Here is a 14,088-nt window from a genome sequence, read left to right as displayed (position 1 = left end):
CGCTGACGGAGGCCGACCGGGGCGCGCACCCTGCCCACGGGTCAGCGCTTGGTGAACTGGGCGCGGTCCGGCTGGTCGACGTCAGGTGTGAGGGTGACGCCGGTGTCGGTGAGGGTCCGGCCGTGGATGTCGGTGACGCGGATGTCGGAGCCGCAGCCGATGCCGTCGGCCGAGACGAAGTAGTGGTACCCCTGGCGCGGCAGTTGGCGCCAGGTCATGCCAGGGTCCAGGTGATCGGCACCCGTCCCGCCACGGGGTCGGCGATACGGGCGAAGGCCTGCTGGCCGAGGTCGACGTCGCCGGGGACGCACTCGGGGCCAGCGGTCGACGATCTTCACGGTGAGTTTCGGGCGCCGAGATCCCGGCACGTTGAAACCTCAAGTGAAGCACGATTACAGCCATCCGTCTCGAACGCGTCCGGTCGCCCCCGAACCCTTGTCACCCACGGACGAACCCCGGTCCCGCAGGACTCATCTCCCGCAAACAGAACGGTGATTGCCCCGGTCCGCCCCTCACGCGCTGCCATATTCGAAAGCCACTTCGGAGGTGGCTGTGACACTAGAGGTGACGACATCCCGGGCGCGGCAGGTGGCGGAGCGGACGGCCGGTCCCGTGCCCGAGCCGGTCCGTGAACGAACCGTCGACCGGAAGACAGACGGGCAGACGGACGGGAACACCGACCGGGCCGCCGACCGGGCTGCCGACCGGGCCGCGGACGGGACCGCCGACCGCATCGCGGAACTGGAGAGCCGCCGGGTGCGGGCGGTCGCTCCGGGCGGGCCGAGGAGACGGGGGGAGTACGGCGCCCGGGAGCGGATCGATCTGCTGCTGGACGCGGGCTCGTTCACGGAGACGGGCCTGTTCGTGCGGGCCCGCCCCACCGGAGAGGGCGGCCGGCGCCCGTACGGCGACGGGGTGGTCACCGGGCACGGCACGATCGACGGCCGTCAGGTCTGTGTCTTCGCCCAGGACGCCACGGTGTTCGGCGGCAGCATGGGTGAGGCCTTCGGTGAGAAGACCATCGCCCTGATGGACCTCGCCCTGAAGACCGGCTGCCCGGTCATCGGGCTCAACGACGGCGGCGGCGCCCGTATCCAGGAGGGCGTCACCTCGCTCGCGCTCTACGCTGAGCTGGTCCGCCGCAATGTGCAGGCCTCCGGGGTGATCCCGCAGATCTCGGTGGTCCTGGGGCCGTGCGCCGGCGGGGCCGCCTACTCGCCCGCCATCACCGACTTCACCGTGATGGTGGACGGCGCCTCGCACATGTTCGTCACCGGACCCGACGTCATCGAGACGGTCACCGGTGAACGCACCAGCGCCGAGGAGCTGGGCGGCGCTCGCACCAGCAACACCGTCAACGGCAACGCCCACTTCCTCGCCGCCGACGAGGTGGACGCCCTCGACACCGTACGCGACCTGCTGTCGTACCTCCCCGCCAACAATCTGGAGCGGCCCCCGCAGTACTCTCCGGGGGCCGCGCCCGCCGGGCTGGAGCTCGACACGGTGGTGCCGGACCGGCTCGGGCAGGCCTACGACATGCGGGACGTCCTGCGCGCGATCGTCGACGACGGTGAACTCCTGGAGGTCCAGGAGCTGTTCGCGCCGAACATCATCTGCGCGCTCGCCCTCGTCGAGGGTGCCGCCGTCGGGGTCGTCGCCAACCAGCCGCTGCACGCCGCCGGGGTCCTCGACATCGACGCCTCCGAGAAGGCCGCGCGGTTCGTGCGGTTCTGCGACGCGTTCGGCCTCCCGCTGCTCACCTTCGCCGACGTCCCGGGCTATCTCTCCGGCGTCCGCCAGGAGCAGGCCGGCATCATCCGGCGCGGCGCGAAACTGCTGTACGCCTACGCCGAGGCGACCGTCCCCAAGGTGACGGTGGTGGTGCGCAAGGCGTACGGCGGCGGATACGCGGTGATGGGCTCCAAGCACCTGGGCGCCGACATCAACCTGGCCTGGCCCACCGCCCGGATCGCCGTCATGGGCGCCGAGGGCGCGGTGGGGGTCCTGCACCGCCGCGAACTCGCCGCCGCGGCCGACCCCGAGGCGCTGCGCGCCCGACTCGTCACCGCGTACGAGGGCACGTACGGCACGCCCTACCTCGCCGCCGAGCGCGGCTATGTCGACGCCGTCATCGCCCCGCGCGACACCCGCGCCCACATCTGCCGCGCGCTGCGCGCCCTGCGCGGCAAACGCGCCCCGATGCCGGAGCGCCGCCACGGCAACATCCCGCTCTGAACCCGGCTCCGACCGGCCTCCCGGCACAAGTGTGGCCGACCCGACTGCCCGGCCTCACAAGGTCGTTGCCGACCCCCTACGTCCTCTCTGAACCGCAAGTCGTCCCCCGCGACGTGAGGAGCCATGCCCGATGGACAGCCGCCGCCCCCCGCTCGCGCCCGTGTTCCGCAGTCTGCCGGAGTATGTGCGGCACTGGGCCGAGACCACCCCCGACCGCCGGGCGTTCACCTTCGTCGACCATCCCGCCCCGCGGTCCCGGGGCGTCCACCGCACCCTGACCTGGCGCCGGCTGGACCTGCGGATGCGGGCCGTGGCCGCCCGGCTCGCCGCGGAGGCCGAGCCCGGGGCGCGGGTCGCCGTGCTGTGTCCGCAAGGAACGGAGTACGTGACCGCCTTTCTCGGGGCGCTCGCCGCCGGGCTGGTCGCCGTGCCGCTGTTCCCGCCCGGGCTGCCCGGGCAGGGTGACCGGCTGTCGGCGGTCCTGGCCGACGCGAGCCCGGCGGTCGTCGTGACGACGGGTCACGCCCTCGGCGAGGTACGGGAGTTGTGTGAGGGCCGGGCGGTGAAGGTCCTCGCCGGGGACCAGGTGCCCGACGCGGCCGCCGCCGACTGGCGGCCGTCACCCGCGCTCGACGACTTGGCCGTCGCCTATCTCCAGTACACCTCCGGTTCGACCCGCACCCCCGCGGGCGTGGAGATCACCCACGCCAACGTCGTCGCCAACGCCCGCCAGGCGCTCGCCGCCTATCGCGCCGACACGCGTCAGGTGACCTGTGTGGGCTGGCTGCCGCTGTACCACGACATGGGGCTCGTGCTGAGTGTCGCGGCGCCGGTGGTGCGGGGGCTGCTGTCCGTGCTGATGGACCCGGTGGCGTTCCTGCACGAGCCGGTGCGCTGGCTGCGGCTGCTGGCCGCGCACCCGCGCGCGCTGAGCGCGGCCCCCAACTTCGCCTACGACTACTGCGCGTCGGCGGTCACCGAGGCGCAGAAGGCCGGGCTGCGGCTGGACGGGATCGCCGCGCTGATCAACGGCAGCGAACCGGTCCGTCCCGGCACGGCCGACCGTTTCCACGCCGCGTTCGCCGCACAGGGGCTCGTGCCGGAGACACACTGTCCGTCGTACGGGCTGGCCGAGGCGACCGTCTTCGTCAGCGCCGCCCGCCCCGGGGAGCCGTTGCGCGGCTTCGCGCTCGACCGTGACGCCCTGGCCACCGGGAAGGCCCTGCCCGCACGGCCCGACGATCCGAGGGCCGTCCTCCTGGCCGGCTGCGGCACGCCGGCGGGCCAGCGGGTACGGATCGCCGACCCGGTGTCGCGGGTGGCGCTGGCGGAGGGGGAGGTCGGCGAGATCTGGGTGCAGGGTCCCAACGTGGGGCGTGGCTACCGGAATCAGGAGCGGCAGAGCCGCCGCGTCTTCGGCGCCGCTCTCGCCGATGCCACGGACGGTTCCGGCGCGTGGCTGCGGACGGGCGACCTGGGGACCGTCCTGGACGGCCAGTTGATCGTCACCGGGCGCCTGAAGGATCTCATCGTCGTCGACGGGCGCAACCACTACCCGCAGGACGTCGAGGCCACGGCCCAGGACGCGCACCCGGCCGTACGGCGCGACCGGCTCGCCGCGTTCGGTGTTCCCGGCGGCTCCGGCGAGCGGGTGGTCGTCGTCGCGGAACACGCTCGGACCGTCGCTGTCGCGGACATCGACGTACCGGACCTCGTACGGGCGGTCCGCGCGGCCGTCTCGGCCCGGCACGGGCTGCGGCTGTCCGACGTCGTCCTCGTCCCACCGGGCACGGTGCCGCGTACGTCCAGCGGAAAGGTGTCGCGGGCACTGACCCGTGAGCGCTATCTGGCGGGTGCCTACGCGGCGGAGGTCGTGGGATGAGCGGTGTGGGCGAGGCGGACGAGCCGCTGCGGCCGGTGGACGAGGCAGGCGAGCCGCGCCGGTCGGCGCGCGAGGGTGCGGGGGACGCGCTGCGGCGGCTGGTCGCCGGGCACGTGGCCGCCTGGAGTGGTGTGGCCGTCCGGGACGTGCCGACGGACCGGCCGTTCGCGGATCTCGGTATGTCGTCGCGGGACGCGGTCGTGCTGGCCGGGGAGCTGTCCCGGGCGACGGGCCGGGACCTGCCGGCGACGCTGCTGTGGGAGGCGACCACGGTGGACGCGCTGGTGGCCCGCCTGTGCGGCACGGCGGCGGAGACCGCTCCGGTGGAAGTCGCGGCCTCTCCCCCTCCCGCGCCCTCTTCCGGTGAGCCGATCGCCGTCGTCGGGGTCGGCTGCCGGCTGCCCGGCGGCGTGCGGGGCCCGGCGGACTACTGGCGGATGCTCCTCGACGGCGTCGACGCGATCCGGCGGGTCCCGGAGGACCGGTGGCGGGACTTCACGCCGTACCCGCCCGCCGACGCGCTCCCGTACGGCGGCTATCTGGACGACGTCGCCGGGTTCGACGCGGACTTCTTCCGCGTCACCCCGCGCGAGGCGGCCGTGATGGACCCGCAGCAGCGGATCCTGCTGGAGGTCGTGCGGGAGACCCTCGACCACGCCGCCGTCCCGGCCGCGTCCCTCGCCGGCAGCGCCACCGGTGTCTTCGTCGGGGTCTCCGCGCCCGAGTACGGGCAGCTCACCGGCGCCGACCCGGCCGCCGTCGACCCCTGGGCGCCGGCCGGCGGGGCGCTGAGCGTGGCTGCGGGCCGACTGTCGTACGTCCTGGACACGCGCGGGCCGAGCATGGCGGTCGACACCGCGTGTTCGTCGTCCCTGGTGGCGGTGCACCACGCGTGCGTCAGCCTGCGCACGGGCGAGAGCGACGCCGCGATCGCCGCCGGGGTCAACGTGCTGCTCTCCCCCACGGTCACCGTCGCGTTCCGGCGGGCGGGCGCCCTCGCGCCGGACGGCCGGTGCAAGCCGTTCTCGGCGGCGGCCGACGGCATCGGCCGGGGCGAGGGCTGCGCGGCCGTGCTCCTGAAGCGGCTGTCCGACGCCGAACGGGACGGCGACCGCGTCCTCGCCGTGATCCGCGCCACCGCCGTCAACTCCGACGGCCGCTCCAACGGTCTCCTCGCCCCCAACCCGACGGCCCAGCAAGCGCTCCTGACCACCGCCTACGCGCGGGCCGGTCTCTCCCCCGCGCACATCGACCACGTCGAGGCACACGGCACCGGCACCCCGCTCGGCGACCCCATCGAGGCGGGCGCCCTCGGTGCCGTGCTCGGCGCGGGCCGCGACCCCGACCAGCCGCTGCTCCTCGGCTCCGTCAAGGGCAACCTGGGCCACCTGGAGTCCGCCGCGGGCATCGCCGGCCTGGTGAAGACGGTCCTCGCACTCCACCACGACCTGATCCCGCCCTCACTGCACTGTGCCGAGGGCAGCGCCCTGGACGACGCACGGCTGCGGGTCGTGACCGAGGCCGAGCCATGGCCCCGGTACGGGGGCACGGCCACCGCCGGCGTCTCCGGGTTCGGGTTCGGCGGCACCAACGCCCATGCGGTACTGGAGGAATGGCGGCCCGGCGCCCTGCTCCCGCACCCGGCCGAGGAACCCCCCGCCCGCCTCCACCTCCTCTCCGACGCCGACACCGCCCGTGTCCGCGACACCGCCGCCCGGCTCGCCGACTGGCTCGACACGCCGGAGGGACGGGCCGCGCACCCCGCCGACGTGGCCCGCACGCTGGCGGGACGCGCGGGGCGCGGGCCGGTACGTGCCGCGGTCGTCGCCGGTGACCGAGCCGAACTGGCCGACGGGCTGGGCGCGTTGGCGGCCGGGCGCCCGCACGCGCGGGTCATGACCGGCGACCGAGATCTCATCGGGCGCGGGCCCGTCTGGGTCTTCTCCGGGTACGGCAGCCAGTGGACCGGCATGGGGCGGCGGCTCCTGGCCGAGGAACCCGCCTTCGCCGCGGCCGTGGAGAAGCTGGACGCGCGTCTGGCTCCCGAGTGCGGTCTGTCGTTGTACGACCACGTGGCCTCCGGCGGCGACCTCGATCGGCTGGAGGTCGCCCAACCCGTCCTCTTCGGCCTCCAGTTGGCGCTCGCCGAGCTGTGGCGTGCGCACGGTGTCGAGCCCGCCGCCGTCATCGGCCACTCCCTGGGCGAGGTGGCCGCCGCGGTGTGCGCGGGCGCGCTGGAGGTGTCGGAGGCGGCGCGCGTGGTCGCCGTACGGGCACGGTTGCTCAGCGGATTGCGGGGCGGGGCGATGGCGGTGGTCGACCTCGACGACGGCGAACTCGACGCGGTGGAGAGGGAGTTCCCCGGAGTGCATGTGGCCGTGCACTCCTCACCCGGGCAGAAAGTGGTCACCGGGGACGAGGAGGCGGTGGGCCGACTGGTGCGCCGACTGGAGGGGGAGGGTCGTGCCGCACGCGCCATGCGGGTGGTCGGGGCCGGTCACTCTCCTCAAGTGGAGCCTCTGTTGGGCGAGTTGGCGGCTTCCCTGGCCGACATCCGGGGCGGGCGCCCTCGCGTGCCCGTCTACTCCACCGTGCTGGACGACCCGCGGGGGGACTGCGTCTTCGACGCGGCGCACTGGGTGGCGAACCTGCGGCGGCCCGTACGTCTCGACCGTGCCGTGGCCGCTGCCGCCGCCGACGGCCACACCGCCTTCGTCGAGCTCTCCCCCCACCCGGTCCTCACCCGGGCCATCGTGGACACCGCCCCCGGCGCCCTCGCCCTCGCCACCCTCCACCGCGACGCCGACACCCCCACGGACTTCCTCACCCGACTCGCCACTCTCCACTGCGCCGGCTCCCGACTGCCCCTGCCGCCGGGCCGCGTGATCGACCTGCCGGCACCACGCTGGCGCCACGTGCGGCATTGGTGGACGGACGGGCGGGCGGGGAGTACGGCGACGGGCTTTCCGGCGGGGCGGGCCGACGAGGGGCGCTTCGCGGGAGGGGGCCGTGTCGCGGTACAGGGCCACGAGCCGGGCGGGGCCGATGCGGTGGAAGGGGGCCGCGCGTCGGAGACGGGCCGATCCGGGGGCGGCCGCACGTCGGAGGGCACGGCGGTGGAGGACCTCTCGGTCTCCGCGCTCCTCTGTCACCACATCGCCGCCGTCACCGGGCACCCTCCGACGCGCATCACCCCGGCCACCGCCTTCGCCGAGTTGGGCCTGGACTCACTGATGGCCGTCCGCATCCGCGCCGCGTTGGAGCGCGAGTTCGGCATCGAACTGCCCCTGCGCGACCTGCTGGGCGCCGCGACGGTCGAGGACACGGCCCACCGCATCCAGCAGGCCCTGCCGGGCAGGGCGACGGCGATCGCGGCAGCGGCCCCATCGCCGGGCGACCGCACGTCGGCCACTGACTCCCGGCCATTCCACCTCCTCCAACCCGCCGGCACCCGCCCCCCGCTCTTCCTCCTCCACGCCGCCGGTGGCACGACCGAGGTCTACCGGCCCCTCGTCGAACGCCTCGGTGCGGAGCGGCCGGTGTACGGGCTGGAGCGGGTCGAAGAGGCTCGCACGGTCGTCGAGAAGGCACGCCGTTACGCCGAGGCGATCACCGCCGCGCATCCCGACGGGCCCTGTCTGCTGGGCGGTTGGTCGTTCGGGGGGTTCGTCGCGCAGGAGACGGCGCGGCAGCTCACGGCGGCCGGACGGGACGTGGAACTCGTCGTGCTCATCGACTCCGTACGGCCGCTCCCTCGGCCGGAAGGCACACCGGCCGACCGGATCCGCGCCCACTTCACGGGCTTCGCCCGGCACGTCGCCGACACGTACGGGGTCGAACTGGACTTGCCGTACGACGAGTTGTCCGCGATGGAGGACGACGGCGAGCGCGTCGACACCGTGCTGCGGGCGCTGCGCGAGGCAGCGGACTTACCGCAGGCCGCCCTCGATCACCAGCGGGCCTCCTATCTGGATCTGCGGATCGGTGAGGCCCACCGGCCGGGCCGCCACGAGGGGCGGGTGGTGCTGTACCGGGCCACCGAGCCCGCCCCGCACACCGTGCGCGACCCCTCGTACGAGCGGGACGACGACGCGCTCGGCTGGGACGACGTGTGCCCGGGGCTGACGGTCGTACGGGTCGCCGGTCACCATCTGTCGCTGCTCGACCCGCCGCACGTCGACGAGATCGCCGCCCATCTGCGGTGGGAGCTCGCCAAGGACACCAACCGCTGAACCCGCTCCGAGGAGAGCCGCCATGTCCGACCGTTCCGCCCGCATGTCCCCGCGCGACACCGCGACGTCCCCCGAGACCACCGGAGTGTCCCGACGCACCGTCACCAGAGCGGCGGCCGCCACCGGTCTGGCCGCCCTCTTCGGCATGACAGCCACCGGCACCGCCGAGGCAGCCACCCGCCTGGGCCCCCGCACCCTCGACGTCTCCCTCCCCTCCGCCGCCCTGGGCCGCAGCGCCCCCGTACGGCTGATCCTCCCCTCGTCCTTCGGCACGCGGCCCGGCCGGACGTACCCCGTGCTGTACCTCCTCCACGGCGCCCACGACGACTACACGTCGTGGACCCGGGAGACGGACATCGAGGCGTTCACGGCGGGCCGGGAGCTGATCGTGGCGATGCCGGACGCGGGGCCCACGGGCATTCCGACCGCCTGGCGGAACGGCCCGGACTACGAGACGTTCCAGCTCGCCGAGGTTCCGGCGCTGCTCGCCCGCGACTACCGGGCGTCCGGGGTCCGGGTCGTCGCCGGAGTCTCCACCGGCGGGTACGGGGCGATGGCGCACGCGGCACGGCATCCGGGCATGTTCAGGGCCGCCGCCTCGTACAGCGGCATCCTCGACACCACCGCGCCCGGCGTGCCCACGCTGATGGACGCCATCGTGGCCCGCGAGAACCTGGCGCCCCTGTCGTTGTGGGGCAACCCGATCCTGAACGTGCTGACCTGGCGGGACTTCAACCCGCGTTCCCGCGCGGCGGGGCTGCGCGGCACCGCGCTGTACGTGTCCAGTGGCAGCGGGGTGGTGGGCGGCATCGGCGACTGGCTCCCGGAGGCGCTGGAGAGCGCGCTGTGGCCGTCCGCGCACGCGTTCACCGACACGCTCGCCCTGCTGCGCGTCCCGGTGACCACCCACTTCTACGCGGGCGGAGGGCACAGCTGGGCCTACTGGAGGCGGGAGTTCGCCGCGTCGTGGCCGATGCTCGCCGGTGCGCTGGGGGTGCCGGCGTGAGGCCGGTGCCGTCGGGGCACGGAACGGAGCGCAGGGGACGCACGTCCAACCCAGGACTTGTCCCTCGCCCCACGGGCACCGGCCCGCGGGTGAGCCGCTTCCGGGTGAAAGGAGGGTCCGCCGTGGCTGCCCCCACCCCGCCGCTCGGCGTACCGGACGGTCCCGTCGCCGCCCCAGTGCCGCCTGAACTGGCCAAACTGCTGCGCGACCAGTTGGAGGCCGTCGCCGACGAGGTGGAGGAGGAGGTGCGCAGACAGGTCCCGGAGTACGCCCGCCCGGCCGGGGCGTATCGCGCGCACCTCAGATCGGGGGTCGTCCAGGCGCTGACCCTGTTCGTCGACCACATCGCCGATCCGCGCGGCCACGGTGCGGCGATCACCGCCACCTACTACGAACTCGGGCGCGGCGAGGCCCTGGAGGGCCGTGCGCTGGACGCGCTGCAGTCCGCGCTGCGGGTCGGAGGTCTGCATGCCTGGCGGCTGATGGGCCGTACGGCGGAGGAACTGGGCCTGGACTCCTCGGTGGTGGCCGCGCTGGGCGAACTGGCGTTCAGGACGGTGCACGAGGTCGCCGAGGCGGCCGCCGCCGGATACGCGGAGGCCCAGTCGCGCAGCACCGACGAGTTGGAGCGGCGGCGCGGACGGCTGCTAGATCTGCTGCTGGGCGAGGGGCCGGTGGCCCCGGAGGCGGTGCAGGACCTGGCGCACGGCGCCCGGTGGTCGGTGCCGAGGCAGGTCGCGGTGGTCGCGCTGGCGGCGACCACCGACCAGCGGGAGGCGGAACGGCCGCTCGCGGCGGCCGGGGCGCTGGTGGACATGGATTCCCGGCCGCCCCGGATGCTGGTGCCCGACCCGGACGGTTCCGGTCGCTTCGGCGGCCGGGCGTTCACCCTCGCGCTGCGCGGCCGGCCCGCCGCGATCGGCCCGACGGTCCCGCTCACCGAGGCCGCCCGTTCACTGCACTGGGCCACCCGTGCGCTCGGCCTGATGGGGCGCGGCATCCTGCCCCGGCAGGGCGTGGTGCGCTGCGCCGACCATCTGTCGACGCTGCTGCTGCACAGCGACGAACCGATCCTGGCCCAGCTGCAGTCACAGGTGCTGGCCCCGCTGGACGCGGTCGCGGAGGGGACGCGCGGCCGGCTCGCCGAGACGCTGCTGGCGTGGCTGCTCAGCGGCAGCAACGTGCCCGATGTGGCCGCCCGTCTCCACATCCACCCGCAGACGGTCCGCTACCGCCTGCGCCAGCTGGAGAAGCTCTTCGGCGACGCCCTGCATGACCCCGGCACCCGCCTGGACCTCATCCTCGCCCTGCGCGCGGAGGCACTGCGGGACGACGACACGTTCACCGCGTAAGGAACCGGCCTCCCAGGAAAGCGACTCACCTCGGAAAGCGACTCACCTCGGCGCAAAAAGAAAAGAGAATACTGAATTCCCGGCCATAACACTCGGCCTGACCCGGCGAATACCTTCGGGACGTCCTTTTCCGCAGGCGCTCCACGCGCCCCACCCTCAAAGGATCCCCATGCGTATCCGCTTGTTCCTCGCCGCGCTCTCGCTGGCCGGCGGGGCCGGACTGGCCACCGTCTCGGCGTCCCCCGCCACGGCCGCGGCCTGCACGGACATCGACGTCGTCGCGGCTCGCGGCACCTTCGAGCCGGGCAACCTCGGTTTCATCGTCGGCGACCCCGTGTATTCGGCGCTGCAGAAGAAAATCGCGGGCAAATCACTGTCCAGCTACAAGGTGAACTATCCCGCGGACCTTTCTCTCACGTCGGCAGCGCAGGGCAACTCGGATCTGGTGAACCACGTCCGGAGTCAGGCCGCCGCCTGTCCGAACCAGCGTTTCATTCTCGTCGGCTATTCGCAGGGTGCGAACGTCGTCGACAACTCCATCGGCATCAGCAGCGCCGGCGCGGTGGTCGGCAGCCCGATCGTGGCGACGATCCCCGCCGCGCTCGAACCGAAGGTCGCCGCGGTGCTGCTGTTCGGCAACCCGATCCGGGCCATCGGCAAGAGCGTCACCGGGACCTACCAGAGCCGCACCATCGACTTCTGCGCGGCGGGCGACCCCGTCTGCGAGAACGGCGGGGGTGACGTGGGCGCCCACCTCGGCTACACCGCGAACGCCGACGCGGCGGCGGCCTTCGCCGCGACCAAGGTCTGACACACACAGGCGAAGGGCCCGGGAGAAGAGATCCTCCCGGGCCCTTCTTCCATGGGGCGGTGGCTTCCAGGGTTACTTGGGTTCCCGCGCGAACTCCGTCAGGCTCGTGGAGACCGGCTCGGGGCGGCCGTCGTTCTGGACGGGTGCGGCGGTCAGCACGTCCAGGTGCTGGTAGCCGTCGGCGACCACGGGGTCGAGGTCGGCCGGGACACGGCCCGCGAGCAGTCCGTCGCCCGCGAGCACGGTGAGCGTCGGATGGGCGGTGAGCCCGTCCGGGTGGACGACGAGGCGCTTCACCTGGGGCGAGGTCGCCAGTTGGAGGTCGGTGACCAGCTTGGTCGGGAAGTACTGCTCGGTGAAGTCCAGCGGCTGCTCGGCCATGCTGCGGGCCAGCTCCTGGATGTCGGTGACCTCCTTGCCCGCGTCGGTGAACGGTGTCCCGTCGGCCGACCGGTACCCGGGGTCGTCGGGGTCGCCGACCCGGTCGTAATTGCGCCAGGTGTAGAGCGGACCGCCCGGCTGGTCGGGGATGGCCTTGTACTCGCTGCCGAACAGCGCCGGCTGCTGCTCGCCGCCGTTGGCGACGGGGAAGTTCTTGTCGACGACCGGCCCGCCGTCGAAGAAGCCCACGCTGCTCTGCAGGAACGCCAGCGGTACGGAGTGGTCGTCCATCAGGGCGCCGAGCACCGCCTCGTTGGTGAGCCGGAAGTCCTTCACGGCGGGTGATCCGCTGAGGAAGGTGGCGGTGTCCTCGGAGAACAGGAAGCGGTTGGTGACCTCGATGTTGGTGTTGAGGGGCAGATAGCTCGGCAGGGTGGCCTCGCCGCCCGGGTCCTGGAGGGCGCCCAGACCGGCGATGGCCAGGAGGGTCATCATCTCGGGGTTGAGAAGCACCGGAGCGGACAGTGAGCGCGGTAGCAGTCCGCTGTCGAGCCCGGCCTGGACCGCGCCGTACCCGAGGCCCACGTCGGGCAGGTTGGTGTCGTCCGGGATGCTGCCGCTGAGGTCGGCGAGCGAGGTGGAGACGGTGGTGTCGAGGGCGAAGTAGCCGGCGCACTGGCGGTGTCCGGCGTCGGCCATGGTGGCCCGGTCGCCGTCGAAGTCGGCGGTCGCGAAGTAGCCGGTGATGACCCCGCCGAGCGAGTGCCCGCCGCACAGCACCTTCTCCTCGCGCACCCGCTGGTCGGGCAGTTCGGCGATGAGCAGGTCGTACTGGTCGCGGACGGTGCGCTCGATGCCGAGCTTCGCCATCCAGCCGAGGTCGCCGTTGCCGACGAACCCGTCGAAGGTGCGGCCCTCGACCTGCTTGTCCCGGTAGTAGTAGTCGACGGCCGTGTGCTGGTCGCCGGAGGCCACGCCGGTGCGGTCCTCCAGACAGTTGGAGCGCCGGTCCAGCGCCCAGAACTCGATGTGCTGCCCCTGTTCGGCGGCGCGGGTGACGGTGTTGCGGGCGACGCTGTCGAAGGCTCCGGCGCCTTCCAGGATGCCCGGCTGGGCGACGAGGATCCGGTCGGCGTCGGCCGAGGCCGCCGGTCCGTCGGCGGAGCGGTAGCGCAGGTACGACAGCCAGTCGCACGCCGCCGGACGCGCCCCGAAGGACGCCGGCAGCGGCGCCTTGACGCGCACCAGCGTCTCGGTCACGCCGTCGGCCGGCCTCGTCGACGCCACGACCGTCTCGGTCCGCGCCTCCTCGCCCCGGGCGTCCGGGGCGGCCCCGGTGAGCGCTCCGACGGTCAGCAGCACAGCCAGCGCGACGCTCCGCCGCGCCCTGGGGTTCCTTCTCCTGCTGCGGCTCGTGTTCATGCTGGGACGGTAGGACCGCGAAAGCGCCCCCACCGCCCCATGCTCACAACAACGCAGCTACTGTCGGCGCCTTTGTCATCAGGCACCAACTCCCCCTGCCGCTACCGGAGTTACAGCCCGTCGCTCACCATCGCGGCGACGATCCGGACGTGCCGGTCGGCCGCCGTGCCGGAGAACTCGTTGTCGTAGTTCAGCCCGTACGGCCAGAAGTGGCCACCGCCGGTGGAGATCTTCGCGCTCGCCCCGTCGAACTGCCGGACCAGCGCCGTGGCCTGTGCGCCGGTCCAGGTGCCGCTGCCGCCCAGCCGCGACCAGCCCGAGCTGGTGCCCACCCCGATGGTGTGCGCGATCTCGTGCAGCGCGGTCCGCTCGTTCATGTAGCTGCGGTTGGAACCGAAGCGAATGGTTCCGTTGATGTTGCCGTCGGCGGTGGGCACGCCCGGCTCGTAGCGGACGGTGATGTTCTTCCCGAGGTCGCTGAGGTTGTTGTACCGGGCGACCGCCGCGTTCATGGCCGCCGTGATGAGCGTGTACGCCGACTGCTGGTCCTGCGTCGGGTTGCTCGCCCGTACGAGGGTCCAGGTGATCGTGGCTGCCGCGGCCTGCTCCCGGGGCACCGGCGCGATCTGCGGGGCCTGTGGGGCCGCCTGCGGGGCCTGTGGGGCCTGTGGGGCCGCCTGCGCGACACCGGGTCCGGCCAGAAGCGCGGCCGCCAACGCCGCCATGACCGTCTTCTTGCGCAGTGAACTCATGTGGGGGGCTCCTGT

The 14,088-nt window shown here is 73.4% G+C and carries 9 protein-coding genes; 6 read left to right on the top strand and 3 right to left on the bottom strand.

Annotated features, from left to right (window positions below; translation table 11 throughout):
* Positions 1-41: 41 nt before the first annotated feature.
* Complete coding sequence (locus ACWD26_RS00315; RefSeq protein WP_451264588.1) at positions 42-218, bottom strand: hypothetical protein; 177 nt, start codon at positions 216-218, stop codon at positions 42-44.
* A gap of 346 nt (positions 219-564) precedes the next feature.
* Between ACWD26_RS00315 and ACWD26_RS00310 the strand changes: the two genes are divergently transcribed.
* From ACWD26_RS00310 to ACWD26_RS00285, 6 genes are all read left to right on the top strand, one after another.
* On the top strand, positions 565-2,235 hold the full coding sequence (locus ACWD26_RS00310) for an acyl-CoA carboxylase subunit beta (RefSeq protein ID WP_451264586.1): 1,671 nt from the start codon (positions 565-567) through the stop codon (positions 2,233-2,235).
* 130 nt (positions 2,236-2,365) lie between these two features.
* A complete protein-coding gene (locus ACWD26_RS00305; RefSeq protein ID WP_451264584.1) occupies positions 2,366-4,117 on the top strand; it encodes a fatty acyl-AMP ligase in 1,752 nt (583 codons plus the stop codon).
* Positions 4,114-8,349, top strand: a complete 4,236-nt coding sequence (locus ACWD26_RS00300) for a beta-ketoacyl synthase N-terminal-like domain-containing protein (RefSeq protein ID WP_451264582.1) — start codon at positions 4,114-4,116, stop codon at positions 8,347-8,349. Before ACWD26_RS00305 ends, ACWD26_RS00300 begins: the two co-directional genes overlap by 4 nt.
* Positions 8,350-8,371: 22 nt before the next feature.
* Positions 8,372-9,355 carry an alpha/beta hydrolase gene (locus ACWD26_RS00295; protein WP_451264580.1) on the top strand — a complete coding sequence of 328 codons (984 nt, stop codon included), beginning with the start codon at positions 8,372-8,374 and terminating at the stop codon, positions 9,353-9,355.
* 122 nt (positions 9,356-9,477) lie between these two features.
* Positions 9,478-10,707: a PucR family transcriptional regulator gene (locus ACWD26_RS00290; RefSeq protein WP_451264578.1), complete on the top strand. Its 1,230-nt coding sequence runs from the start codon at positions 9,478-9,480 to the stop codon at positions 10,705-10,707.
* A gap of 169 nt (positions 10,708-10,876) precedes the next feature.
* A complete protein-coding gene (locus ACWD26_RS00285; RefSeq protein WP_451264576.1) occupies positions 10,877-11,518 on the top strand; it encodes a cutinase family protein in 642 nt (213 codons plus the stop codon).
* A 72-nt stretch (positions 11,519-11,590) separates the two neighbouring features.
* Here ACWD26_RS00285 and ACWD26_RS00280 read toward each other — a convergent pair whose 3' ends face one another.
* The gene (locus tag ACWD26_RS00280) at positions 11,591-13,321 is read right to left on the bottom strand and encodes a hypothetical protein (protein ID WP_451264574.1); all 1,731 of its coding nucleotides are present in this window, start codon (positions 13,319-13,321) and stop codon (positions 11,591-11,593) included.
* Between the two features lie 110 nt (positions 13,322-13,431).
* Positions 13,432-14,073, bottom strand: coding sequence for a hypothetical protein (locus ACWD26_RS00275; protein ID WP_451264572.1), 642 nt, complete (start codon positions 14,071-14,073; stop codon positions 13,432-13,434).
* Positions 14,074-14,088 lie beyond the last annotated feature (15 nt).

It is taken from the genome of Streptomyces sp. NPDC002787, from assembly GCF_053592095.1.
This window is presented reverse-complemented; position numbering and strand designations above follow the sequence as displayed.

What these genes read in the sequence shown, in the direction of transcription:
- ACWD26_RS00315 (WP_451264588.1), bottom strand. Translation starts at nt 218, where the DNA reads ATGACCTGGCGCCAACTGCCGCGCCAGGGGTACCACTACTTCGTCTCG.
- ACWD26_RS00305 (WP_451264584.1), top strand. Translation starts at nt 2,366, where the DNA reads ATGGACAGCCGCCGCCCCCCGCTCGCGCCCGTGTTCCGCAGTCTGCCG.
- ACWD26_RS00300 (WP_451264582.1), top strand. Translation starts at nt 4,114, where the DNA reads ATGAGCGGTGTGGGCGAGGCGGACGAGCCGCTGCGGCCGGTGGACGAG.
- ACWD26_RS00295 (WP_451264580.1), top strand. Translation starts at nt 8,372, where the DNA reads ATGTCCGACCGTTCCGCCCGCATGTCCCCGCGCGACACCGCGACGTCC.
- ACWD26_RS00285 (WP_451264576.1), top strand. Translation starts at nt 10,877, where the DNA reads ATGCGTATCCGCTTGTTCCTCGCCGCGCTCTCGCTGGCCGGCGGGGCC.
- ACWD26_RS00280 (WP_451264574.1), bottom strand. Translation starts at nt 13,321, where the DNA reads ATGAACACGAGCCGCAGCAGGAGAAGGAACCCCAGGGCGCGGCGGAGC.
- ACWD26_RS00275 (WP_451264572.1), bottom strand. Translation starts at nt 14,073, where the DNA reads ATGAGTTCACTGCGCAAGAAGACGGTCATGGCGGCGTTGGCGGCCGCG.